Raw genomic sequence first — 23,905 nt, 5'->3', positions numbered from 1 at the left:
GGCCCGGCAAACGCAGTGCCGCCGGGCAATAAAATCTCAACAGGACTCACCGCAATGGCATACACCACCTTTTCACAGACGAAAAACGACCAGCTCAAAGAGCCGATGTTCTTCGGCCAGCCGGTCAACGTGGCACGCTACGATCAGCAAAAATATGACATCTTCGAAAAGCTGATCGAAAAGCAACTCTCCTTCTTCTGGCGTCCGGAAGAAGTGGACGTTTCCCGCGACCGCATTGACTTCCAGTCGCTGCCGGATCACGAAAAGCACATTTTCATCAGCAACCTGAAATACCAGACGCTGCTGGACTCCATTCAGGGCCGTAGCCCGAACGTGGCGCTGCTGCCGCTGATCTCCATTCCGGAGCTGGAAACCTGGGTTGAGACCTGGGCGTTTTCAGAAACTATTCACTCTCGCTCTTACACCCATATCATCCGCAACATCGTCAACGATCCGGCGGTGGTGTTTGACGATATCGTTACCAACGAGCAGATCCAGAAGCGTGCGGAAGGCATCGCGCACTACTACGACGAGCTGATCGAGATGACCAGCTACTGGCATCTGCTGGGCGAAGGCACGCACAACGTGGACGGCAAAACCGTGACCGTGAACCTGCGCGCGCTGAAAAAGCAGCTGTACCTGTGCCTGATGAGCGTGAACGCGCTGGAAGCGATTCGTTTCTACGTCAGCTTCGCCTGCTCCTTCGCCTTTGCCGAGCGCAAGCTGATGGAAGGTAACGCGAAAATCATCCGCCTGATCGCCCGCGACGAGGCCCTGCACCTGACCGGCACCCAGCACATGCTGAACCTGCTGCGCAGCGGCGTGGACGACCCGGAGATGGCGGAGATCGCCGAAGAGTGCAAGCAAGAGTGCTACGACCTGTTCGTACTGGCCGCTCAGCAGGAGAAAGAGTGGGCAGACTACCTGTTCCGCGACGGCTCCATGATTGGCCTGAACAAGGACATTCTGTGCCAGTACGTTGAGTACATCACCAACATCCGCATGCAGGCGGTCGGTCTCGATCTGCCGTTCCAGACCCGCTCCAACCCGATCCCGTGGATCAACACCTGGCTGGTGTCCGATAACGTGCAGGTTGCCCCGCAGGAAGTGGAAGTGAGTTCTTACCTGGTCGGTCAGATTGATTCCGAAGTCAATACTGACGACCTGAGCAACTTCCAGCTCTGATGTCCCGCGTAACCCTGAGTCTTTCTGGCACACAGGTGCTGTGCCAGGAAGAGCACCCTTCTCTGCTGGTGGCGCTTGAAGCCCATAAAGTGGAAGTGGAGTACCAGTGTCGCGAAGGCTATTGCGGCTCCTGTCGCTGCCGTCTGGTCGCAGGCCAGGTGGACTGGCTGACCGAACCGCTGGCCTTTATCAGCGAAGGTGAAATTCTGCCCTGCTGCTGCCGGGCAAACGGCGATATCGAAATCGAGATGTGATGGTGTCCTTATCCCCTCGCCCCTTTGGGGAGAGGGCCAGGGTGAGGGGAACATACGGCTGTAGTGGTCATTCCGTTCACCTTACGTTTCCTGCTTCTCTGTCACCACAAGGGCGGCTCAGTAGGTCCCCTCTCCCCATGGGAGAGGGTTAGGGTGAGGGCATCAGGCCGCAGAAACTGACTGTCGGGTGGCGGCTTCGCCTGACCCGACCTACAAACCTACTTCCGGTGGATGAATTCGACCGCTTTATCCGGGAAATCCGTAAACAGTCCGTCCACGCCCGCCTGGTTATACAACACGTCGTAAAGCTGATTCACGTCCGTCGCATACTCCGGCAGCTGATCGGCACGCACCGTGTACGGATGCACCTGCATATGGCTTGCGTGGGCTTCTTTCACCATGGCCGTCAGCTTCACGTGGCCCGGGGTTGAGCCTTCCGCCACCAGCATGTGGTAGTCCGGCCCGATGCCGTCGGCGTACTGCGCAATCTGCTTCATCGCGCCAGGCTTGAACATCCAGTCGTAGCTGTAGTTCACCCACTTGCCGTCAGGCTTTTTCTCCTGGGTTTCGTTCCAGTCGGTGTAGGCAATCAGCTGCACCAGATTGAGGTTCATCCCCATCTTCGGCTCCAGCTCGTTCTTAATGCGCTTGAGCTCTGCCGCATCAAAACACTGCAAATACACCTTGTCCTGCTTGCTGGTGTAGCCGTACTGCTTCAACACCTCGAGCGTTTTCGCCGCGATGTCTTTGCCTTCCTGATGGTGGAACCACGGCGCTTTGATTTCCGGGTAGATGCCGATATTTTTGCCGGTGGAGTGGTTCAACCCCTGAACAAACTCGATCTCTTCCTGGAAGGTATGAATGCGGAAGTCAGACTTGCCCATCGGGAAACGCCCCTGATAGACCTGCACCTTCTTGCCGTTTTCAATTTCAAAGCCTTCGGTAAATTTCAGCGAGCGGATCTCCGCCAGCGTGAAATCAATCGCGTAGTAACGCCCGTCCTGACGGGCGCGATCCGGGAAGCGTTCCGCCACATCCGTCACACGGTCAAGGTAGTGGTCATGCAGGACGACCAGCTGGTCGTCCTTCGTCATCACCAGATCCTGCTCAAGATAGTCCGCGCCCTGGGCATAGGCCATCGCTTTCGCCGGGAGCGTGTGCTCCGGCAGATAGCCGCTGGCGCCGCGGTGGGCGATAACAATCTTCTCGGCCGCCAGCGCGGAGCCGGTCAGTAAACCGGCCAGCAGCAGGCCGGTGGCTAATTGCGTTAATTTCATCCCAATGCTCCTTATTGACGACGCGCCTGCACTTCGGCGTGATGGCGTTTTTCACCGATCATGACCACAATCAGCAGCAGTACCGCCAGCACGCTGCCGCCGATCATCACCATAAAGCCGCCGTCCCAGCCGAAGAAGTCAACGGTGTAGCCCACAATGGCGCTCGCCGCGACCGAGCCGCCCAGGTAGCCGAACAGACCGGTAAAGCCTGCCGCCGTGCCTGCCGCCTTCTTCGGTGCCAGCTCAAGGGCGTGAAGGCCAATCAGCATTACCGGGCCGTAAATCAGGAAGCCGATAACGATCATGCAGGCCATGTCCACGGACGGGTTGCCCGGCGGGTTGAGCCAGTACACCACGGTGGCGATAGTCACCAGCGTCATGAAGAACACGCCGGTCGCGCCGCGGTTGCCCCTGAACACTTTGTCCGACATCCAGCCGCAGATCAGCGTCCCGGGAATGCCCGCGTATTCATACAGGAAGTAGGCCCAGGAGGACTTATCCAGCGCGAAGTGCTTCACCTCCTTCAGGTAGGTCGGAGACCAGTCGAGGATGCCGTAGCGCAGCAGGTAAACGAAGACGTTCGCCACCGCGATGTACCACAGCAGCTTGTTCGGCAGAACGTATTTCATGAAGATCTGCTTAGCCGTCAGCTCCTCTTCGTGCTGCTCGCTGTAATCGTCCGGGTAATCGTTTTTGTACTCTTCAATCGGCGGCAGACCGCAGGACTGCGGGGTGTCGCGCATCAGGGCGAAGGCGATAATCGCCACCAGAATGGCGCCAAACGCAGGCATATACAGCGCGGCGTGCCAGTCGTTGAACCAGGCCATCCCCAGCAGGAACAGCAGCGGCGGAATACCGCCGCCCACGTTGTGCGCGCAGTTCCACACCGACACAATGCCGCCGCGCTCCTTCTGCGACCACCAGTGCACCATGGTACGTCCGCACGGCGGCCAGCCCATACCCTGGAACCAGCCGCAGAGGAACAGCAGCACAAACATAATGGCAATGCTGGACGTCGCCCAGGGCACAAAGCCCATAAACAGCATTACCGCCGCCGCCAGGATCAGCCCGGCAGGCAGGAACACGCGCGGATTAGAGCGATCCGACACCGAGCCCATAATGAATTTAGAGAAGCCGTAGGCAATCGAGATCCCCGAAAGCGCAAAGCCTAAGTCACCGCGCGAAAAGCCCTGCTCCACCAGATACGGCATGGCGAGCGCGAAGTTTTTACGTACCAGGTAGTACGCCGCGTACCCGAAGAAGATCCCCAGGAAAATTTGCCAACGCAGACGGCGGTAGAGCGGATCGATTTCTGCCTCTGGCAGACGCGCCCGATGCGGCGCAGGTTTGAAGATACTGAGCATGACAGCCTCCGTGGCCAGATTGAATTTTCAGGGGGGTTAACGGCCCCCAAACTCCAGAGAGGCGGCGATGTTAAAAAATCACGGTGATTGTTACTGTGAATCAACGCACAGATTGTTACAGAAATATGACAGAATGCGCAAAAAGGCGCATGAAATCACGTTTCACTTTCGGTTTTCGCTCGTTTGTGTTCGAAATCAAACAAACCACAAAATTCTTGTGGCTAAATGGTAAAAAAACGAACACGAGGGAAGACAATGACAATTCACGATCCCCGCTACAGCGATGTGATTATCATTGGCGGTGGCGCAACCGGTGCGGGCATTGCGCGCGACTGCGCCCTGCGCGGGCTGAAGGTCACGCTGCTGGAGCGCCACGATATCGCCACCGGGGCGACCGGACGCAACCACGGCCTGCTGCACAGCGGCGCACGCTATGCGGTGACGGACGGCGAATCCGCCCGCGAGTGCATTGCCGAAAACCAGATCCTCAAGCGCATCGCCCGCCACTGCATTGAGCCCACCGACGGCCTGTTTATCACCCTTCCTGAAGACGATCTCGCGTTCCAGCAGACCTTTATCAGCGCCTGCCGCGCCGCCGGAATTCAGGCCGAAGCGCTCGATCCCGCGCTGGCGCGTCGGCTCGAGCCCTCCGTTAACCCGGCCCTGATCGGCGCCGTGAAAGTGCCCGACGGCACCGTGGATCCGTTCCGCCTGACCGCCGCCAACATGCTCGACGCCCGCGAGCACGGGGCGCGTATCCTCACCGGGCACGAAGTGACCGGGCTTATCCGCGAGGGTGACAGAGTGAGCGGTGTGCGGGTGTTCGACCCGCAATACAATGAGTTCAGCGAGCTGTATGCCCCCGTGGTGGTGAACGCGGCGGGGATTTGGGGACAGCGCATCGCCGAATATGCCGACCTCTCCATCCGCATGTTCCCGGCCAAAGGCTCGCTGCTGATCCTCGACCATCGCATCAACAACCATGTGATCAACCGCTGCCGCAAGCCTTCCGACGCCGATATCCTGGTGCCCGGCGACACCATTTCACTGATCGGCACCACCTCCACCCACATTGACTACCGCGACATTGACGACAACCGGGTGACCGCCGATGAGGTGGATATCCTGCTGCGCGAAGGCGAGAAGCTGGCGCCGATAATGGCCCAGACCCGCATCCTGCGCGCGTATGCCGGGGTGCGCCCGCTGGTTGCCAGCGATAACGACCCGAGCGGGCGCAGCGTCAGCCGGGGCATCGTGCTGCTTGACCACGCGGAGCGCGACGGGCTGGAAGGGTTTATCACCATCACCGGCGGCAAGCTGATGACCTACCGCCTGATGGCGGAGTGGGCCACCGACGCCGTGTGCCGCAAGCTCGGCAACTCGCAGGCCTGCGTCACGGCGGAAAAAGCGCTGCCCGGCTCGCAGCAGTCCACGGAAAAAACGCTGCAAAAAATCATCTCGCTGCCTGCGCCCCTGCGCGGCTCGGCGATTTACCGTCACGGCGATCGCACCCCGACGTGGCTCGGCGAAGGACGCCTTAGCCGCAGCCTGGTGTGCGAATGCGAAGCCGTCACCGCCGGGGAAGTGCAGTACGCGGTGGAAAACCTGACGGTCAATAACCTGCTCGATTTACGCCGCCGCACGCGCGTCGGGATGGGCACCTGTCAGGGCGAGCTGTGCGCCTGTCGCGCCGCGGGGCTGCTGCAGCGTTTTCATGCCACCACGTCAACCCAGTCGCTCGCGCAGCTGAGCGATTTTTTAAACGAGCGCTGGAAAGGCATTCAGCCTGTCGCCTGGGGCGATGCCCTGCGCGAAAGCGAATTCACCCGCTGGGTCTACCAGGGGCTTTGCGGTCTGGAGAAGGAACCACACGATGAAGTTTGATACCGCGATTGTTGGCGGCGGGCTGGCGGGCCTGCTTTGCGGGATTGCGCTCACCCGTCAGGGGCTGCGCTGCGCGATCGTTACCCGGGGCCAAAGCGCCCTGCACTTCTCGTCCGGCTCGCTGGATCTGCTGGGCGCACTGCCGGACGGCACGCCCGTTGATTCCCCGCTGACGGCGCTCGCAGGTCTGCCGCCGGAACATCCCTACAGCCTGATCGGTGCAGAAAACGTGGCGCGCTTCGCCCATCAAACCGAAGCGCTATTGACGATCTGCGCCGCGCGCTTGCAGGGCTGTACGCAGCATAATCATCAGCGGGTCACGCCGCTCGGCACCCTGCGCTCCGCCTGGCTCAGCCCGGAAGAGGTGCCCGTTGCGCCCTTTGCCGCCGCGCGCGTGCGGGTGGTGGGGATTAGCGGTTTTCTTGATTTTCAGCCCCATCTCGCCGCCGCGTCGCTCGCCCGGCAGGGCATTCAGGCGGAAACGGCAGAGATCGACCTGCCGGAGCTGGACGTGCTGCGCGAAAACCCGAGCGAGTTCCGCGCGGTGAATATCGCCCGCCTGCTTGATAACGAGGACAGCTGGCGGCTGCTGCTTGATGCGCTCAAGCCGCTCGGCGAAACCTGCGACGCGCTGTTTATGCCCGCCTGCTTTGGCCTGGCGGACAACCGACTGTGGCGCTGGCTGTCGGATCGCCTGCCGTGCACGCTCGGTTTACTCCCGACGCTTCCACCATCGGTGCCCGGCATTCGCCTGCACCAGCAGCTGCAGCGCCAGTTTATCGCCCAGGGCGGCGTGTGGATGGCGGGGGACGAAGTGAAAAACATCACTCTGGCCGGCGGCAAAGTCCGCGAGATCTGGACGAGAAACCATGAGGATATCCCGCTGCGCCCCCGCTTCACGGTGCTCGCCAGCGGCAGCTTCTTCAGCAACGGGCTGTTGAGCACCCGCGAGGGCATTCGCGAGGCGATCCTCGGGCTGGACGTGCGCCAAAGCGCCTCCCGCGCGGACTGGTATCAGAGCGATTTCCTCACGCCCCAGCCGTGGCAGCAGTTCGGCGTCATTGTTGATAACGCCCTGCGCCCGCAGATTTCCGGGGCGTGCATCGACAATCTTTACGCCATCGGGTCGATTCTCGGTGGATACGATCCCATTGCTCAGGGCTGCGGCGGCGGCGTGTGCGCCACCACCGCGCTCAGCGTGGCAGAACATATTTCTAAGCGCGTGGAGGCAGAACAATGAACGACACCCGTTTCGAAAGCTGTATCAAATGCACGGTCTGCACCACCGTCTGCCCGGTCAGCGGCGTCAATCCGGGCTATCCCGGGCCGAAGCAGGCCGGGCCGGACGGGGAGCGCCTGCGCCTGAAAGACGGCGCGCTCTACGATGAAGCGCTGAAGTACTGCATCAACTGCAAGCGCTGCGAGGTGGCCTGTCCGTCGGACGTGAAGATTGGCGATATCATCCAGCGGGCCCGGGCGCGCTACAGCCGTCAAAAGCCTACCCTGCGCGATGCGATCCTCAGCCACACCGACCTGATGGGCACCGTCTCCACACCCTTCGCGCCGCTGGTGAACGCCGCGACGTCCCTTAAGCCGGTGCGCCGGCTGCTGGACGCAACGCTGAAAATCGACCATCACCGCAGCCTGCCGAAATACTCCCACGGCACCTTTCGACGCTGGTACAAATCCGTGGCGGCAGAGCAGGCGCAGTTTGCTGACCAGGTCGCCTTCTTCCACGGCTGCTACGTCAATTACAACCATCCGCAGCTTGGTAAGGATCTGGTGAAAGTGCTGAACGCGATGGGGACCGGGGTGCAGCTGCTCAGCAAAGAGAAGTGCTGCGGCGTGCCGCTCATCGCCAACGGCTTTACCGATAAGGCGCGTAAGCAGGCCAAAAGCAACGTCACCTCGCTGCGCGAGGCCATCGTCGACAAGGGGATCCCGGTGCTGGCGACCTCCTCCACCTGCACCTTTACCCTGCGCGACGAGTACCCGCACCTGCTGGACGTGGATAACAGCGGCCTGCGCGAGCACATTGAGCTGGCGACGCGCTTCCTGTGGCGCAGGCTGGACGACGGACAGACGCTGCCGCTGGGCAACCTGCCGCTGAAGGTGGTGTATCACACGCCGTGCCACATGGAAAAAATGGGCTGGTCGCTCTACACGCTGGAGCTGCTGCGGCTGATCCCCGGCCTGGAGCTGACGGTGCTGGACTCCCGCTGCTGCGGGATTGCGGGAACCTACGGGTTTAAGCGGGAAAACTACGGCACTTCGCAGGCGATTGGCGCGCCGCTGTTCCGCCAGATAGAAGAGAGCGGCGCGGATCTCGTGGTGACCGACTGTGAAACCTGCAAGTGGCAGATTGAGATGTCCACCAGCAAGCGCTGCGAACATCCGATAACCCTGCTCGCGCGGGCGCTGGGATAAAACCTGCCGGGGCGGGAATGCCCCGGCGATGTGTTATTCGATAAACAGCGATTCGACGACGTTTATCCAGCCGTGCTCGCTGGCAACCGCTTTGCCGTTCAGCCAGCGGCGCAGCATGTTCAGCGCCATCATGGCGCACACTTCCTGACGCACCGCCACGCTGTGGCGGGTAATGCTCATCTTCACCCGCTGCGCGTGCGTCCCTTCCGGGGTGGAAAGCGCGAGGTTAAGGTGCTCATCGTCCACGCCGCCCACGGCCAGCGCCAGCCCGGCAAAATGGTTAACCCTGCGCTCGGACGCCCAGCGCGCCGTTTGCGCCAGCGTTTCCTGCTGGAACGGCACCACTTCGCTGGCCAGCAGCGGCGCGCTGGCCCGTGAAAGCTGCAGCGCCAGCAGCCCGCCGGTGAACTGCTCGCTCAACGTCAGGCTCAGCTGCCGGGATTGCAAATGCTGCGCAATCTGCGCCGGCAGCCCTTCGGTGCCTTCGAAGATCAGGCTCTCCCCCGCCACGCGCTGCACTTCCGGCCACAGGGCCAGCATCGCGTCCTTCTGCGTGGCCGGGCCGGTCAGCTTGAGTTCAATGATCGGCATGGACGAGCGATAGCCCATCGACACGCCGGGAGGCAGCTCAAGGCTATCGAGGCTCTGGGCGAGATCGCTTTCAGAGCGACCAAACGTGGTCAGGCGCAGGCACAGCGGCGGCTCGGGCAGGGTAAAGTTCGCGCGCAGGCGCGGCATGATTTGCTGCTCGACCATCACTTTAAATTCAGAGGGGACGCCCGGCGTGAAGAACATCAGGCAGCGGTTAAGCTTGAGGGCAAACCCGCAGGCGGTGCCGACCGGGTTATCCACCAGCTCCGCGCTGGCGGGGATTTCTGCCTGCTTGCGGTTGCTCGGCGCCATTACGCGGCCGCGATCGCTGAAGAAACGCTCCATCTGGGTCAGCCAGGCTTCATGCAGCACCAGCCCTTCCCCTTTCGCGGTGGCGGCGGCCAGCGCGCTCAAATCATCGCTGGTGGGGCCAAGACCGCCGTTAACGATCAGCACGTCCGCATGTTCACTGCGCTCGCGCAGGATAGCGACCAGCGATTCCAGGTTATCGCCCACCGTATTGCGCCGGGTTAACGGCAATCCTTGCTCAAAGAAAAAGTCGGCCAGCCAGGCGGCATTGGTATCGATGATTTGACCATGCAGCACTTCGTCGCCGGTGGATAGCATTTCCACGTTTATCATTGTGTTCTCCCACTTCTATGGTCGAAACACTATAGCGCAATCAGCGAGGGGAAGAGGAAAGAAACTGGCGCGGCAGGACGCCGCGCCGAAGCGATTAGAAGCCTGCGCTCACGCCAACGTACGGGCCATCGGCCAGCGCGTTGTCGCGATTGCCGTCTTTACCGGCCAGGTTCAGATAGCGATAGCCCGCTTCAATCGTGATCGGACGCATGATAGTCCAGCGCGCACCGGCGTTGGCTTCTTCATAGCTTTCGATACCGCTGGAGAGGGAGTCCGGAGAGTAGTAGTACTCGCCGAACAGGGCGAAGCTGTCGCCGATTTTCCACTGCAGGCCGCCGCCCACTGCCGCCGCGTAGCCTTCGTCACCGTCGTTCGGGTTGGTGTAGATACCTTTACCGCCCACGGTTGCCAGGAACGGGCCGAGAGGCACGTTCAGACCCAGACCCAGGCTTGCCGCATCGCCGTCGTCATCGTTATGCGTCCAGCCGCCGGTCATTGCCAGGCCGGAGGTTTCCGTGCCCAGGCCAAAGCCCAGGTGGGTGTAATCCTGACCCGCCGAGCCGTTGAAGCTAATCGCGTTAGCCGCCGCAGAAACAAACATCAGGCCTAAGCCCGCTAATGCCACTTTTTTCATTGTCGTGATCCCGCACAATTGAGTAGAGATGTCCCAAAACCGCGAGATTTTAACCTGAGGCGGCACGGGATCAATGCTCTCAGCGCGTTCATGACAATTAGTTTGTAACGATATGATTCTTCCGCGAAAACAGGCGGCAGCGTTTTAGCGCTTGAGCGCGGCGTTAACCCACTGCTGTAACGCCCTGCGCGAGATTTTGATCCCGCCGGTTTTCAGCTCTGCGGGGAGAATGAGCCAGTGAACCGGCTGCTCAAAACGCGCCAGCCTGTCGCGTATCCATGTCGGAAATTGCGTAACGTCGGTGCCGGGCTCGCACTCCACCACCGCCACCGGGCGCTGGCCGAACTCCGCGTCATCCAGCGGAACGACAAACGCCTGATGTATCTGCGGATGGGTCGCAATCACCCGCTCCAGCGATTCCGGCTGAATGCCTTCTCCGCCGCTGAAAAACAGATTATCCATGCGCCCCAGGATGGTCAGACGTTCGTGATGCAGCTCTCCGCGGTCGCGGGTGGCAAACCAGCCCTGCGCGTTCACCAGCGGGATCAGCGCCCCGTCACGCCAGTAGCCCGACGCCATGCTTTGCGCGCGGATCCACACCTCGCCTTCTACCACCTGCACTTCCCTGCCCGGCAGCGCGCGGCCCACGTCCGCTTCGCCATCGGCCTCTTTCGCGCAGACGGTAGAGGCAAACTCCGTCAGGCCGTAGCCGCAGAAGGTGCGAACGCCCTGCTCGCGCGCCCGCTGGGTTAATTCGACGGGGATCGCCGCGCCGCCCAGCAGCACCGCTTTTAGCGCAATCGGGCTTTCGCCGTTTAGCAATCGCCAGAGCTGGGTTGGCACCAGCGAGGCGTGGGTACAGCCCCGCAGCGCCTGCTCCAGCGGCTGTTTTTCGCGCACGGTTAAGCGCGCCCCTACCAGCAGCCAGCGCCACAAAATCCCCTGACCGGAGACGTGGAACAGCGGCAGCGACAGCAGCCAGTCGTCATCGCCGCCGTAGGGCATTAATGAGAGCACGCCCTGCGCGCTGGCAAGGTGCGCGGCGCAGGTATGCACCGCGGCTTTCGGCAGCCCGGTCGAGCCGGAGGTCAGCGTCATGGACGCCAGCCGTTCGGGCCGCCACGCCGCCGCGTGGTGTCCTGGCTGCGCGTCCATCTTCAGCGCCGCCAGTCCGTTAAAGGTCCCGTTCAGCACCAGCGCGAAGCGCAGGGTCATCTGCGGGATCAGCACGTCCAGCAGCGGCGGCGGGAGCTGCGGGTTAACGGGCAGGATGCGCGCGCCGCACTGCAGCAGCGCCAGCCAGGCGAGCAGGGTTTGCGGGTGATTATGGGCGAGCAGCATCACGCCGTCGCCCTCCTTCAGCCCCTGCTGATGAAAGCCGCTGGCGAGGCTATCGATGCGTTCGCACAGGCTTTCCCAGCTCAGGGTTTGCGCATCGACGCGCAACGCCGGTTTGTCCGCGTGCTGCACGCGCCAGTGCCGCCACGGCCAGTCGGTAAAACTCATAGCAGCGGCTCCAGCGCCTCTGCGCCGAGGCGCGGCAGCGGGCTTTGCGGCCACGGGCGAATAAGCTGCGCCTGCATCAGACTGAGCGTGTCGAGGCCGGGGATCGCGTCCGGCGTGAGCCAGGCGGCAATGCGGGCCAGCTGCGTGAGGCCGAGGCTGGATTCAATGGACGAGCTGATCACCGCCGTCATTCCCAGACGATGCGCGGCAGCAACCTGCTCGCGCACCCTGTCGAGGCTCCCGGTCAGGGTCGGCTTAATCACCACGGCGCTGACGCCCGGCTCGGCGATAAACGCGAAATCAGGCTCGCGCAGGCTCTCATCCCAGGCGATGGCGATGCCGGTTTCCTGAGAAAAGGCGCGGGAGTCGTCGCGGGTTTTGCACGGCTCTTCGAGGAAGGCGATGCGGCTGCGGTACGCCGGATTGACGTATTTGGCAAACTGCTGCGCCTTGAGCGGCGTCCAGGCGCGGTTGGCATCCAGACGCAAGCGCAGGTCAGGGATCGCCTCCAGCAGCAGGTTGACCACCATGCCGTCGCGCACGGCTTCGTAGAGGCCGACTTTGATTTTGGCCACCTTCTCACCCGGCATCGCGGAAAGCAGTGCAAAGAGTTCGTCGGGATCGCCGGTACACAGCGGCGCCGCGCGGGTGTTCGCCTCGTCGGGCAAGCTGCCGTCAAGCTCCGCCAGCGCACAGCTGATGCCGAAGGCGGCGGAAGGAACATCCGGCAAAACGGGCTCTCCGCCGTCGCGCCACGCGCTCGCCCAGGCCACCAGCGCGGCCTGAGCGTCTTCAAGCGACTCCAGGCTAAAGCCCGGCAGGGGCGACACTTCGCCCCAGCCTTCACGCTCGCCCTGCTGCAAATGCACGAAGAGCCCGTCGCGGGTTTTTAACCGCCGCTCGCGCAGCACCACGCCCGCGTCCATCGGTATCTGCCAGCGGTAAACCTGTGCGCGGCGCATTACGGGTTCCGTTTGTATTTGCTGAAGTCAGGCTGGCGTTTTTCGTTAAACGCGTTGCGCCCTTCCTGACCTTCTTCGGTCATGTAGAACAGCATGGTGGCGTTACCCGCCAGCTCCTGCAGACCCGCCTGACCGTCGCAGTCGGCGTTGAGGGCCGCTTTCAGGCAGCGCAGCGCCATCGGGCTGTTTTGCAGCATTTCGCGACACCAGCGCACGGTCTCTTTTTCGAGGTCGGCAATCGGCACCACGGTGTTCACCAGCCCCATGTCCAGCGCTTCCTGCGCGTTGTACTGACGGCACAGGAACCAGATTTCGCGGGCTTTCTTTTGCCCAACGATGCGCGCCATGTAGGATGCGCCCCAGCCGCCGTCGAAGGAGCCGACTTTCGGGCCGGTCTGACCGAAGATGGCGTTTTCCGCCGCAATGGTCAGGTCGCACATCATGTGCAGCACGTGGCCGCCGCCGATAGAGTAGCCCGCCACCATCGCCACCACCGGTTTTGGACAGGTGCGGATCTGGCGCTGGAAGTCGAGCACGTTCAGGTGGTGCGTGCCCGCGTCGTCCTGGTATCCGCCGTAATCGCCGCGCACTTTCTGATCGCCGCCGGAGCAGAACGCTTTGTCGCCTTCGCCGGTGAGCACGATAACGCCGATGTTATCGTCATAGCGGGCATCCGCCAGCGCCTGAATCATCTCTTTCACGGTTAACGGGCGAAACGCGTTACGCACCTGCGGACGGTTAATGGTGATTTTGGCAATGCCGTCGGCGGACTTGTGGTAGCGAATGTCCGTGTAACCTTCGGAGCAGTCTTGCCATTCAACCGGTGCGTAAAGCATGTGTTCATCAGGATAGATCATAGAGTGTCCTTTGTTCGAAGACGCAGTATCTGAGCCAGACTCGCCGCCGCGGCGGCCGGGTTTTCCCGGTGGGCGTTGTGTCCGGCGTTGGGGATCACATGGCAATCGGCATCAAGCTCGCGGGCAATGGCCGCGAACCTGGCGTCACGTTCACCATACATATAGTAAAAAGGCGTACCGACGGCGCTCAGCGCCGCGCGTAAATCAGGCTGTACCGCAAGCGAGGTGGCTTCCAGCATCCCGGCCAGGTGCTCGCCGCTGTTCTGGCTGCGCAAGGCCACCAGCTCCCGGCGCTGGGCGGCGGTCAGCGAGGCGAAAACGGGCTGCTGATACCAGTCTGCAAATACGCTTTCGAGCGGTTCATGACGAAAGCGCACGCTCCAGCGCCAGTCCGACTGGCGACGCGCGTCGCGCTCGGCGGGGGTTTGCAGCCCCGGATGTCCGCCTTCCACAATCAGGCCATACAAACCCGTCGGGCGCTGGCAGGCGTGGAACATCGCAATGCGGCCGCCGAGGGAGTACCCCACCAGCCAGTAGTTGAGTATGTTGTAACTAAGCAGCGTTTTTTCCAGCAGCGCGTTCACTGCGGCAAAATCGGACACGCCGAGCTGCGCGGAGCCGCCGTGTCCGGGCAGGTCGAGGTACAGGCGGGGATAGTCGCTAAGCGCCTCACCGACCGTCTGCCATTCCCGACCGTCGCCGGAAAAACCGTGCAAAAAGACCAGCCAGGGATAGCCTGGCTTTCCGGCCCGCTGCACGCCCGCGAGGATCACAGGTGGCTCACCTGCGCCAGCAGGTTTTGCAGCTTCTGCGCGCCGTCGGCATAGTTCACCACCATCTCAATCACCGTCGCGCTCGGCTGACGCCAGGCGGCGTCCAGCGCCGTTTCCAGCGCGTCCCAGCTTTCCGGGCGATGGTATTTGAGGCTGAACATCGCCGCCGCGTGCTCAAACTGCACGTTTTGCGGCATCAGATAAAACTGCTCGCGCTCGCTCTGCGGCGTGGGCAGCAGCGAGAAAATCTGCCCGCCGTTGTTGTTCACCACAATCAGCACAAACGGCGCGGAGGCCTGACGCAGCAGCGCCAGCGCGTTAAGGTCGTACAGCGCGGAGAGATCGCCGACAATCGCCAGCGTCGATTTGGCGCTGGCGCGCTGCACGCCCGCCGCGGTGGAGATCAGCCCGTCGATGCCGCTCGCGCCGCGGTTGCTGTAAACCGGATACCCGGCAGGCAGCTTCGAGAAGGCGTCAATCAGGCGCACCACGAGGCTGTTGCCGACGAACAGCTGCCCCTGCTCGGGCAGATACTGGCGAACACGGTGCGCCAGCTCCGCCTCGCCGAAACCTTCGCACTGCTGACTGGTCAGTTCCCACGCCTGACGGGAAAGCGCCGGGATCTCAACCGCCCAGGGCTTACGTTTTTCAGCCGGATGCAGCGCAAGCCAGGCCTCAACGTCGCTGACCAGACGGCGGCCGCGATGGTGCGCCGGGTCGAGCCGCCCTTCCAGCGGGTCGATCAGCCAGTACTCTTCCGGCGTGCAGGTGGCCTGCCATTGCAGCACGCGTTTTCCCGTGAGGCTCGCGCCAATCTGCACGACGATTTGCGCCTGCGCCAGCTCGGTCACCGCCTTCGCGTTCCCCAGCCAGAGATCGGCGCACGGCAGCGGCTGCCCGGTCTGTGAAAGCACATCGCCAATCAAAGGCCAGCCGAGGGTTTGCGCCCATTCCGCCACCAGCTTGCCTTCGGCGGCGCTCATGCGTCCGGCCAGCACCACGCCGCGCTTCTGTCGCCAGAAGAACCAGTCGCGCTGCTTCGCGCTTTCAAGGTGGGTTTGCTCCCGCAGCCAGGTTTTCTCGCTGTTCCACCAGTCGCCGAGGGTCTGCTGCCACGCCAGCCCGGTGTCGTCGAGTTCGCCGTACAGCGGCTCGGCGAACGGGCAGTTAATATGCAGCGCCCCGCTGCGCAGCGAACCCATCGCGTGATCGAGGGTAGACACCAGCCAGCTTGCCGGAATGTCCTGGGTCGGGCGCGGCAGCGCGATGGCCTGAGAAGGATGAGAGGCAAAAATACCCGGCTGGCGGATCGCCTGATTCGCGCCGCAGTCAATAAGCTCCGGCGGGCGGTCTGCGGTCAGCAGGATCAGCTTTTCGCCGGTTAATCCGGCCTCGATAATCGCCGGATAGAGGTTCGCCACCGCCGTACCGGACGTGACAATGACCGCCACGGGCGCTTTGCTGACCTTTGCCAGCCCCAGCGCCAGATGGCCTAAACCCCGTTCATCGAAATGGGTGTGACGAATAAATGCCCGGTTTTCCGCCGCCGCCAGCGTGAGCGGCGTTGAGCGAGAGCCTGGAGCAATGCACACGTGCCTGACGCCGTGGCGGGTCAGGGCTTCGAGGATCACCGTCGCCCAGCGTCGGTTGAAAGAACTTACTGACATGAGTTTGTCCGGTATCAATATTGCGACACAGTATAAATAATAGAAAAAGATGAGATTTTGATATGAATCGGGAATGCGCGACTCAGTATTAATCCCTAAGGAGCAGAGAGCGCAGCCCCGCGGCTTTATTTTCTATCTCCAGCCACTCCTGCTCCGGGTCGGAGCCGCTGACAATCCCGGCCCCGGCGTACAGCCTCAGCTCGGCATCCTGCACGCGCGCCGAGCGAAGCGCCACGCAGAACTCGCTCTGCTCGCGGGATAAATACCCGGCGGAGCCGGCATACCACTCGCGATCGAACGGCTCATTATTCTGGATAAAGTCCCGGGCGGCCTGACGCGGCAGGCCCGCCACCGCCGCGGTGGGCTGCAGGACGTGCAGGCACTGCGCGTCATCCGCCTGTTTTAACGCCGTCCAGATGCACCGGCGCAGATGCTGCACCTTGCGCAGGCGCACAATCTGCGCAGGCAGAACGTCCAGCGTTTCGGTGTAATGCTGCAGGCGCTGGCAGATGTCTTCCACTACCAGCATATTTTCCCGCTGATTTTTATCGTCGTTCATCAGCCAGTCGCCCAGACGCTGCGCCTGTTTATCATTCGCGTGGCTGGCGACCGTGCCGGCCAGCGCCTCGGTGCGCAGCAGATCGCCCCTGCGCCGCCACAGCCGCTCCGGCGAGGAGCCAAGAAACGCCCGGCTGGCGTCAAACGCCATGCAGAAGTGATAGCAGTTGAAGTTCAGCGCGCGGCTGGCGGCCATCAGGGCGACGGCGTTAACCGGCCGGGTAAACTGCAGATCCGTCGCCCGCGCGAGAACCACTTTCTCGAAATCGCCCCGGGCGATGGTGTCGGTGGCCAGGCGCACCAGGCGCAGCCATTCGGGCTTGTCGGGCTGGTGCGTTTCGCGCTGGATGTGTGCCGACAGCGTCGGGATCGGCGCGGATTCGCGCAGCTGCTGCAAGAAATCCAGCGCCTGACGGGCATCGTCCTCGAGGGAGAAGTCGCTCCACAGCTGCAGGCGGAGCGTGGCCATTCCTGCGTGACGCAGCCACAGCAGGCGCGGCAGAAACAGGCTGCCCTGCTGCGGATTAAAGGCGTTGAGCCCGCAAATGCGGGTGGTGGCCGGCGCATCCTCCGCGTTTAAGAACCGCGAGGCGGCGTCAAGGGAAGAAAAATGCACCACCGCACCGAGCGCGGCGAGCTCTTCATCGCCGTTGCGCTGCTGCCAGTAGAATTGGGGATAGCACGCCTGTGCGCCAATCCACGCAAGGGGGTCGAAGGCGTCGTTTAACGGGAAAGAGACATCGAAATGACGTAAACCGGGCGTCGCCGGTAGCGCCTGAGCAAGCTGAATACGCAGATGTTCCAGCGCGAGGAAAATCGATTGCACGCGAACCTCTCCCTGTTAAAACCTCGCATTATACGGGGTACTGCGGATAAAAAGCAGTACCCACGTATAGGGAGTGGTTAAGCGTCTGCGTCAGAGGATTAACGACGTGCGAGCAGAAGCCCTAATACCAGACCCGCCGCCGCGCCAATCCCGATGCCCTGCCAGGGTTTTTCGTGGACATAGTCGTCGGTGCGATAGACCGCGCGCTTGGCGCGATAGTAGTAGGTGTCCGATGCCTGGCTGATGCGGGACTGCACATCGCGCAGGGCCTGTTCGGCACGCTCTTTTAGCTCAATATACTTTTGATCGGCAGGATCGCCTGATGAACGCAGCACCTCTTCCAGCGTGTCGCTCAGTAAAGCCAGGTCGTCGTCGATACGGGTTTCCCACGAATTAAATGACATATTCTTCTCCATGTTAGTAAACCAGTCCGCTAACTATAGACAACGGCGACGCATTACGCCTGTTTCGCTTCCCGCGCCATGCCGATGTGCGGAATGCCGTCTTCGTCGTAAACCTCGGTCACCGGCGTAAAGCCAAAGTGGGCGTAGAACGCCTGGAGATGCGCCTGCGCGCCCAGGTATAACGCCTTGTCCGGCCACTGTTTTTCGCACGCCGCCAGGGTTTGCTCCATCAGGCGATAGCCGAGCTTTTCGCCCCGCGCCCTGCCGCTGATGATGACGCGGCCTATCACCACGGGCTCGAAATCGTCTTCACTTTTCAGAATCCTCGCATACGCGACCAGCTCGTTATCTTTCCAGCCGAGGATGTGGCGGTTTTCCCCCACCAGGTCATCCCCGTCGATATCCTGGTATGGGCAGGTTTGTTCAACGACGAACACTTCGCAGCGCAGCTTGAGCAGCGCGTAAAGCGACGGAATCGTCAGCTCACTATGGTGTAAATCTTGCCACTGGATCATGTCAGGCTCCTTCTTGGGGTTCATCACGTTATACTAAACACCCTCCTGTTCAGCAAAGGGCTGATTGCGTTATGGAACTGATTTTTCTGGGGACATCTGCCGGGGTGCCAACCCGCTCACGAAACGTCACGGCGATGCTGCTGGATTTGCAGCACCCGACCCGCGCCGGGCTGTGGCTGTTTGACTGCGGCGAAGGCACGCAGCACCGGCTGTTACACACGGCGTATCACCCGGGCAAGCTGGATAAAATCTTTATTACGCACCTGCACGGCGATCATCTGTTTGGCCTGCCGGGACTGCTGTGCAGCCGCTCGATGGCGGGGAACGCCAGTCCGTTGACTATCTACGGCCCGGCGGGCATTCGCGAGTTCGTTGAAACCACGCTGCGCCTGAGCGGCTCGTGGACCGATTACCCGATGGAGGTGGTTGAAATCACCGAAGGCGTGGTGTTTGAAGACGCGTTTTATACCGTGACGGCCGAGCCGCTAAATCATCCGGTGGAGTGCTACGGCTACCGCGTGGACGAGCACGACCGGCCCGGCGCGCTCGACGCCGCCGCGCTGATTGCCGATGGTATTAAGCCCGGGCCGCTGTTCCAGCGCCTGAAGCAGGGCGAGACCGTCACGCTGGACGACGGGCGCGTGGTCAAGGGTCAGGACTATCTTTCCGCCCCGCTGCCGGGCAAGAAGCTGGCGATTTTCGGCGATACCGCCCCCTGCCCCGGCGCGCTGCGGCTGGCGCAGGGCGTGGATGTGATGGTGCATGAGGCGACGCTCGAAACGGCGATGGAAGAGAAAGCCAACGGCCGGGGCCACAGCTCCACGCGCCAGGCGGCGCAGCTTGCCCGGGATGCAGGCGCCGGGAAGCTGATTGTGACCCACGTTAGCTCGCGCTACGACGCCCGGGGCTGCGCCAGCCTGCTGGCAGAGTGCCGCGAGGTGTTCGCCAACTGCGAGCTGGCGGAAGATTTCGCGCAGGTGAGCGTTTAGTCCTTCACTTTTCCCTCGGAATGCCGATAACGATTAAAAGGTCAGCATTTTAGTTGAGGGTAGAATGGATAATTTCCAGAAAGACATTGATGACAGGGCAAATTTGACCCTGTCGAACCGCTTTGAGCTGCTGTTGTTCCGTCTCGGCACGTCGCTTAACGAAAACAAATCCGAGCTGTTTGGCATTAACGTGTTTAAGCTGCGCGAAATTGTGCCGATGCCGGAATTCACCAAACCTGCGGGGATGAAGTCGCCGCTGATGGGGATGGTGAATATTCGCGACCAGGTGATCCCGGTGATTGACCTGGCCGCGGTGGCGGGGTGTAAACCGACGACCGGCCTGAATATTTTGCTGATCACCGAATACGCCCGCAGCGTGCAGGCGTTTGCCGTGGAATCCGTCGAGAACATTATGCGTCTGGACTGGAAGCAGGTTCACGCCGCGGAGACCGCCGTCAGCGGGCGCTACATCACCAGCATTGCCTGTCTCGATGAGAAGACCGACACCAACGATCTGGCGATGGTGCTGGACGTGGAGCAGATCCTCTATGACATCACCCCGGCTAACCACGATCTGCACGCCACCAACCTGAAAACCACCAAGTTCAACATCAAACCGGGGTCGGTTGCCATCGTGGCGGAAGACTCCAAGGTCGCGCGTTCGATGCTGGAGAAAGGGTTGCAGGCGATGGAGATCCCGGCGCAGCTGCATATCACCGGGAAAGACGCGTGGGAGAAAATTGGCGTGCTGGCCGCCGAGGCGCAGGCCGAAGGTGTGCCGATCACCGATAAAATCGCCCTCGTGCTGACCGACCTCGAAATGCCGGAGATGGACGGTTTTACGCTGACGCGCAAAATCAAAACCGACCCGGTGCTGAAGGATATTCCGGTGGTGATCCACTCGTCGCTTTCCGGCAACGCCAACGAAGACCATATCCGCAAGGTGAAGGCCGACGGGTACGTGGCGAAGTTTGAGCTGAACGAGCTGTCGTCGGTGATTGAGGAAGTGCTGGACCGCTCGATGAAGAAGATTGACGGGCCGCTAATTAGCCGCAAGCAGCTGGCTTGAGTCTGGTGCGGGCGGGTGCCCTCACCCCGGCCCTCTCCCACAGGGGGAGGGAGTCTCAGTAACATTGGCCTTTCGAAGCAATTCCCTCTCCCCTTGGGAGAGGGTTAGGGTGAGGGGAACATACGGCTCTGATGGTCAGGGCGGCTTCCGGCAAGAAAATTGCCGCTTCACGAGGATCCCTTAGCCCGCACTGAGCGGGAGAAAACCATAAAAAAACCCGCCGAGGCGGGTTTTTAGTTCGGTGCGGTCTGGTGCCCTCACCCCGGCCCTCTCCCACAGGGAGAGGGAGAAAATCATTCTGTGCGGGCGGGTGCCCTCACCCCGGCCCTCTCCCACGGGGAGAGGGTGCAACCATAAAAAAAACCCGCCGAGGCGGGTTTTTTACTTTTACCTTACTTACATCAGCGGCATCGCGTGCTGCACGATGGTGATGAGCGGCTGCGGGTAGATACCGAAGATCAGCACCAGCAGTGCGGAAATCAGTACCACAATACCGCCCGCGCTGTACTGCCAGTTGCCTGGCGCATCGCGGTTGAGCTGCTGAGGTGCGCTCAGGTACAGGCTCACGGCAACGCGCAGGTAGTAGTACAAACCAATCGCAGAGCCGATAACCACGCCCGCGGTCAGCCACCACAGACCCGCCTGCACACCGACGGCCAGTACGTAGAACTTACCGATGAAGCCCAGCGTCATCGGGATACCCGCCAGAGAGAGCATCATCACGGTCATCACCGCAGACAGGATCGGACGGTGCCAGAACAGACCACGGTAGGAGAACAGTGAATCGGCATCCGGGCCGCGGTACGGGCTGGACATCAGGCTCACCACGCCGAACGCGCCGAGGCTGCTGAACAGGTAACCGGCCAGATACACGCCCACGGTTTCCATCGACATCTCACCGCTTTGCAGCGCAATCAGCGCCACCAGCAGATAGCCCAGATGGGAGATAGACGAGTAGCCCAGCAGACGTTTGATGTTGGTCTGGCTCAGCGCCATCAGGTTACCGAAGATGATGGACACGAACGCGATAATGCCGAGCACCACGCGTACCGCTTCGCTGTCACCCACCGGCGCGTACAGGAACAGACGCATCACCACGCCGAAGATAGCGATTTTGCTCGCCGTCGCCAGGAAGGTGGAAACCGGAGCCGGAGCGCCCTGGTATACGTCTGGCGTCCACAGGTGGAACGGCACCAGAGAGAGCTTAAAGCCGAGGCCTACAATCATCATGCCCAGACCCGCCAGCAGCAGCGGCTCGTGCAGCATACCGTCGCCGAGGCTCTTGCCGAGCGCCACGAAGGAGAGGTTACCGGACTGTGCGTACAGCAGCGCAATACCAAACAGCAGGAACGACGACGCCGCCGCTGACAGAATGGTGTATTTGATCGCCGCTTCCAGAGAACGCTTCTGGCGGAAGGCGTAGCCAATCAGGCCGAACAGCGGCAGAGAGATAAGCTCAATACCGAGGAACAGCGCGGCCAGGTGGTTCGCATTCGCCAGCAGAATGCCGCCCAGTGCGGCAATCAGAACCAGCAGGTAAAACTCTTCTTTGTTGTCGTTGTAGCCTTCGAGCCACGGGTACGCAAAGGTACAGGTTGCCAGACTCGCCAGCAGAACCAGACCCGTATACAGCATGGCGTAGCCGTCAACGCGCATCAGCGGCGTGACGTCCATCGTCCCCGCCTGGCCAACAAACCAGAGAGAAACTAACGCAGCGTTCAGTCCGATGACCGACAGCGTGGCATTCAGGAAGTGATTGCGTCGCCACGCAATGGAGAGCATCACAACCACCACCGTCAATCCGACGATCAGCAGCGGTAGCAGCGCGATCAGTTGTTGTGGAGTTATTGTCATGGCGAATTACGGCCTTGTAGTAGAAGCAGAATTAACAAACCACTGCTGGATATTACCCATCGCGGAGTGCGAGGTATCCAGAATCGGCTGTGGATAGAAGCCCAACAGCACCAGCAGTACGACCAGCAGCAGGATGATGAACAGCTCACGCAGCGACATCCCAGGCAGCTGTTGTGCGGCAATTTCGCTCTTCGCTTTACCGAAGTAGGCGCGATGCAGCATCGCCAGGGAATAGACGGAAGCGAACACCAGACCAAAGGTGGAGATCACGGTAATCACCGGCACCACTTTGAAGCTGCCGAACAGAATCATAAATTCGCCGACGAAGTTACCGGTGCCTGGCATACCCAGGGTCGCCACCGCGAAGAACATCGACAGCGCTGGCAGCCACTTCATTTTGCCCCACAGGCCGCCCATCATGCGCATGTCGCGGGTGTGCAGACGTTCGTACAGCTGACCACACAGAATGAACAGACCCGCCGCAGACAGACCGTGCGCAATCATCTGGATAACCGCACCCTGGTACGCGAGCTGGCTGCCGGTGTAGATCGCAATCAGCACGAAGCCCATGTGGGAAACGGAGGTGTAGGCAATCAGACGCTTGATGTCGTACTGGGTAAACGCCATCCACGCGCCGTAGAAGATGCCGATCACGCCGAGCCACATGGCGATTGGCGCGAACTCAGCGGAAGCGTTCGGGAACAGCGGCAGCGCAAAGCGCAGCAGACCGTAGGCCGCGGTTTTCAGCAAGATACCGGCCAGGTCAACGGAACCCGCGGTTGGCGCCTGGGAGTGCGCGTCCGGCAGCCAGCCGTGCAGTGGAACCACCGGCATTTTCACCGCGAAGGCGATGAAGAAGCCCAGCATCAGCAGATATTCCACGCCGTGGGACATCGGGGTCTTCAGCAGCTCTTCATAGTTGAAGGTCCAGACGCCGGTCGCGTTGTAGTGAACAAACACCAGCGCCAGGATGGCAATCAGCATCACCAGACCGCTCGCCTGGGTATAGATGAAGAACTTGGTTGCCGCCGTGATACGCGTTTTACCGTCGGACGCCTTATGGCCCCACAGCGCGATCAGGAAGTACATCGGCACCAGCATCATTTCCCAGAAGAAGAAGAACAGGAACATGTCGATGGCAAGGAACACGCCGATAACGCCGCCCAGGATCCACATCAGGTTCAGGTGGAAGAAGCCCTGGTATTTTTCGATTTCTCGCCAGGAGCAGAGTACCGCCAGAACGCCGAGCAGACCGGTCAGCACCACCATCAGCAGCGACAGACCGTCAATCGCCAGGTGAATCGTGATACCGAAACGCGGGATCCACGGGAGAATGAACTCATCCTGCCACTGCGGAATGCCCGCAGACTGGGTCAGTGAGTAGCCACCCTGCAACCACAGTTGCAGACCAAGCGCGAGCGTCAATCCCATGGTGATCAGCGCGATCCAGCGCGGCATCTTCACGCCAAAGCGTTCAGTCTGCCAGCACAGGAAGCCGCCGATGAAGGGAATTAATATTAGCCAGGGTAATAACATGGCGATTTTTATTCCTTGTTAAAGTCCCTAAGGGACCGATTTTCAACAAATTCGACAAAATTCACGCGTTAGTGCGGTTTGTGGTGTCGGGTGGCGCTCACGCTTACCCGACCTACGGTCTCGTAGGCCCG

The 23,905-nt window shown here is 61.3% G+C and carries 21 protein-coding genes; 7 read left to right on the top strand and 14 right to left on the bottom strand.

Annotation, left to right across the window (positions count from 1 at the left end):
- The first annotated feature begins 54 nt into the window (after positions 1-54).
- Positions 55-1,185 (top strand): class Ia ribonucleoside-diphosphate reductase subunit beta, encoded by a 1,131-nt coding sequence (nrdB, locus tag AB6V08_RS05845; RefSeq protein ID WP_368541794.1) that lies wholly within the window; start codon positions 55-57, stop codon positions 1,183-1,185.
- Positions 1,185-1,439 (top strand): class I ribonucleotide reductase maintenance protein YfaE, encoded by a 255-nt coding sequence (gene yfaE / locus AB6V08_RS05840; protein WP_368541793.1) that lies wholly within the window; start codon positions 1,185-1,187, stop codon positions 1,437-1,439. Before nrdB ends, yfaE begins: the two co-directional genes overlap by 1 nt.
- A gap of 218 nt (positions 1,440-1,657) precedes the next feature.
- Here yfaE and glpQ read toward each other — a convergent pair whose 3' ends face one another.
- Both glpQ and glpT read right to left on the bottom strand, forming a co-directional pair.
- Positions 1,658-2,716: a glycerophosphodiester phosphodiesterase gene (gene glpQ / locus AB6V08_RS05835; RefSeq protein WP_368541792.1), complete on the bottom strand. Its 1,059-nt coding sequence runs from the start codon at positions 2,714-2,716 to the stop codon at positions 1,658-1,660.
- Between the two features lie 11 nt (positions 2,717-2,727).
- On the bottom strand, positions 2,728-4,080 hold the full coding sequence (gene glpT / locus AB6V08_RS05830) for a glycerol-3-phosphate transporter (RefSeq protein ID WP_368541791.1): 1,353 nt from the start codon (positions 4,078-4,080) through the stop codon (positions 2,728-2,730).
- 255 nt (positions 4,081-4,335) lie between these two features.
- On the opposite strand from glpT, the gene glpA reads away from it, so the two are divergent.
- From glpA to glpC, 3 genes are read left to right on the top strand one after another with little or no spacing between them, the layout of a single operon-like run.
- Complete coding sequence (glpA, locus tag AB6V08_RS05825; protein WP_368541790.1) at positions 4,336-5,964, top strand: anaerobic glycerol-3-phosphate dehydrogenase subunit A; 1,629 nt, start codon at positions 4,336-4,338, stop codon at positions 5,962-5,964.
- A complete protein-coding gene (gene glpB / locus AB6V08_RS05820; protein ID WP_368541789.1) occupies positions 5,954-7,204 on the top strand; it encodes a glycerol-3-phosphate dehydrogenase subunit GlpB in 1,251 nt (416 codons plus the stop codon). The genes glpA and glpB overlap by 11 nt, the downstream gene beginning before the upstream one ends.
- A complete protein-coding gene (gene glpC / locus AB6V08_RS05815; RefSeq protein ID WP_368541788.1) occupies positions 7,201-8,391 on the top strand; it encodes an anaerobic glycerol-3-phosphate dehydrogenase subunit GlpC in 1,191 nt (396 codons plus the stop codon). Before glpB ends, glpC begins: the two co-directional genes overlap by 4 nt.
- 33 nt (positions 8,392-8,424) lie before the next feature.
- Here the strand turns inward: glpC and AB6V08_RS05810 are convergent, their stop codons facing one another.
- From AB6V08_RS05810 to AB6V08_RS05765, 10 genes are all read right to left on the bottom strand, one after another.
- Positions 8,425-9,624 (bottom strand): nicotinamide mononucleotide deamidase-related protein YfaY, encoded by a 1,200-nt coding sequence (locus AB6V08_RS05810; RefSeq protein ID WP_368541787.1) that lies wholly within the window; start codon positions 9,622-9,624, stop codon positions 8,425-8,427.
- 94 nt (positions 9,625-9,718) lie between these two features.
- Complete coding sequence (locus tag AB6V08_RS05805) at positions 9,719-10,258, bottom strand: YfaZ family outer membrane protein (RefSeq protein ID WP_368541786.1); 540 nt, start codon at positions 10,256-10,258, stop codon at positions 9,719-9,721.
- Between the two features lie 144 nt (positions 10,259-10,402).
- Positions 10,403-11,764: an o-succinylbenzoate--CoA ligase gene (gene menE / locus AB6V08_RS05800; protein WP_368541785.1), complete on the bottom strand. Its 1,362-nt coding sequence runs from the start codon at positions 11,762-11,764 to the stop codon at positions 10,403-10,405.
- Positions 11,761-12,726, bottom strand: a complete 966-nt coding sequence (gene menC, locus AB6V08_RS05795; protein WP_368541784.1) for an o-succinylbenzoate synthase — start codon at positions 12,724-12,726, stop codon at positions 11,761-11,763. The genes menE and menC overlap by 4 nt, the downstream gene beginning before the upstream one ends.
- A complete protein-coding gene (menB, locus tag AB6V08_RS05790) occupies positions 12,726-13,583 on the bottom strand; it encodes a 1,4-dihydroxy-2-naphthoyl-CoA synthase (protein ID WP_080328564.1) in 858 nt (285 codons plus the stop codon). Before menB ends, menC begins: the two co-directional genes overlap by 1 nt.
- A complete protein-coding gene (gene menH, locus AB6V08_RS05785; protein WP_368541783.1) occupies positions 13,580-14,356 on the bottom strand; it encodes a 2-succinyl-6-hydroxy-2,4-cyclohexadiene-1-carboxylate synthase in 777 nt (258 codons plus the stop codon). Before menH ends, menB begins: the two co-directional genes overlap by 4 nt.
- Positions 14,353-16,023, bottom strand: coding sequence for a 2-succinyl-5-enolpyruvyl-6-hydroxy-3-cyclohexene-1-carboxylic-acid synthase (menD, locus tag AB6V08_RS05780; protein WP_368541782.1), 1,671 nt, complete (start codon positions 16,021-16,023; stop codon positions 14,353-14,355). Before menD ends, menH begins: the two co-directional genes overlap by 4 nt.
- Positions 16,024-16,111: 88 nt before the next feature.
- Positions 16,112-17,407 carry an isochorismate synthase MenF gene (menF, locus tag AB6V08_RS05775; protein WP_368541781.1) on the bottom strand — a complete coding sequence of 432 codons (1,296 nt, stop codon included), beginning with the start codon at positions 17,405-17,407 and terminating at the stop codon, positions 16,112-16,114.
- A gap of 98 nt (positions 17,408-17,505) precedes the next feature.
- Positions 17,506-17,811: a stress response protein ElaB gene (gene elaB / locus AB6V08_RS05770; protein WP_368541780.1), complete on the bottom strand. Its 306-nt coding sequence runs from the start codon at positions 17,809-17,811 to the stop codon at positions 17,506-17,508.
- 53 nt (positions 17,812-17,864) lie between these two features.
- A complete protein-coding gene (locus tag AB6V08_RS05765; protein WP_368541779.1) occupies positions 17,865-18,326 on the bottom strand; it encodes a GNAT family N-acetyltransferase in 462 nt (153 codons plus the stop codon).
- 71 nt (positions 18,327-18,397) lie between these two features.
- Here AB6V08_RS05765 and rnz point away from each other — a divergent pair, with 71 nt between their 5' ends.
- Together rnz and AB6V08_RS05755 are read left to right on the top strand one after the other, a co-directional pair.
- A complete protein-coding gene (gene rnz / locus AB6V08_RS05760; protein ID WP_368541778.1) occupies positions 18,398-19,315 on the top strand; it encodes a ribonuclease Z in 918 nt (305 codons plus the stop codon).
- 64 nt (positions 19,316-19,379) lie between these two features.
- Positions 19,380-20,384: a chemotaxis protein gene (locus tag AB6V08_RS05755; RefSeq protein WP_368541777.1), complete on the top strand. Its 1,005-nt coding sequence runs from the start codon at positions 19,380-19,382 to the stop codon at positions 20,382-20,384.
- 396 nt (positions 20,385-20,780) lie between these two features.
- Here the strand turns inward: AB6V08_RS05755 and nuoN are convergent, their stop codons facing one another.
- Together nuoN and nuoM are read right to left on the bottom strand one after the other, a co-directional pair.
- Positions 20,781-22,238, bottom strand: a complete 1,458-nt coding sequence (nuoN, locus tag AB6V08_RS05750; protein ID WP_368541776.1) for an NADH-quinone oxidoreductase subunit NuoN — start codon at positions 22,236-22,238, stop codon at positions 20,781-20,783.
- 6 nt (positions 22,239-22,244) lie between these two features.
- Entirely contained in the window at positions 22,245-23,774 is a 1,530-nt protein-coding gene (gene nuoM / locus AB6V08_RS05745; RefSeq protein ID WP_368541775.1) for an NADH-quinone oxidoreductase subunit M, read from the bottom strand.
- Between the last annotated feature and the right edge of the window lie 131 nt (positions 23,775-23,905).

The sequence above is a fragment of the Enterobacter soli genome (assembly GCF_964208575.1).
Taxonomy (GTDB): domain Bacteria; phylum Pseudomonadota; class Gammaproteobacteria; order Enterobacterales; family Enterobacteriaceae; genus Enterobacter; species Enterobacter soli_A.
Note: the sequence above shows the minus strand (reverse complement) of the source record. Positions and strands in the feature narration are given on the sequence as shown.